Origin of the sequence: Pseudoxanthomonas sp. PXM04 (assembly GCF_014851695.1) — a bacterium.
GTDB lineage: Bacteria > Pseudomonadota > Gammaproteobacteria > Xanthomonadales > Xanthomonadaceae > Pseudoxanthomonas_A > Pseudoxanthomonas_A beigongshangi.
Genome location: NZ_JACVAG010000012.1, coordinates 1 through 948, shown reverse-complemented (window position 1 = coordinate 948; position 948 = coordinate 1). Strand labels below are relative to the sequence as shown.

The 948-nt window shown below is 64.3% G+C and carries 1 protein-coding gene; it reads right to left on the bottom strand.

What is annotated here, in order from left to right:
• Positions 1-948 (bottom strand): elongation factor Tu (tuf, locus tag IB228_RS19645; protein ID WP_192199654.1); only part of this gene is annotated, 948 nt, incomplete at its 5' end.

Genomic DNA, 948 nt, shown 5'->3' with positions numbered 1-948 from the left:
TTACTTGATGATCTTGGCCACGACGCCGGCGCCGACGGTACGACCGCCTTCGCGAATGGCGAAACGCAGACCTTCGTCCATCGCCACCGGGTTGATGAGCTGCACGGTCATCTTGATGTTGTCGCCCGGCATCACCATCTCGGTGCCTTCCGGCAGCGTCACCGCACCGGTGATGTCCGTGGTCCGGAAGTAGAACTGCGGGCGGTAACCCTTGAAGAACGGCGTGTGACGGCCACCCTCGTCCTTCGACAGCACGTACACCTCGGCCTCGAACTCGGTGTGCGGGGTGATGGAACCCGGCTTGGCCAGCACCTGGCCACGCTCCACGTCGTCACGCTTGGTGCCGCGCAGCAGCAGGCCCGCGTTGTCACCCGCCTGGCCCTGGTCCAGCAGCTTGCGGAACATTTCCACGCCCGTGACCGTGGTCTTCTGGGTCGGACGGATACCGACGATTTCGATTTCGTCGCCCACCTTGATGATCCCGCGCTCGATACGACCGGTCACCACCGTGCCACGGCCCGAAATCGAGAACACGTCTTCCACCGGCATCAGGAACGGCTTGTCCACGTCACGCTGCGGCTCCGGAATGAACGTGTCCAGCGCTTCCACCAGCTTCAGGATGGCCGGCACGCCAATCTCCGACTGGTCGCCTTCCAGCGCCAGGCGCGCCGAACCGTGGATGATGGGGGTGTCGTCGCCCGGGAACTCGTACTTGGTCAGCAGCTCGCGAACTTCCATTTCCACCAGTTCCAGCAGCTCGGCGTCGTCCACCATGTCCGCCTTGTTCAGGAACACCACGATGTACGGCACGCCCACCTGGCGCGACAGCAGGATGTGCTCGCGCGTCTGCGGCATCGGGCCGTCCGCGGCCGAGCACACCAGAATCGCGCCGTCCATCTGCGCCGCACCGGTAATCATGTTCTTCACGTAGTCCGCGTGACCCGGGCA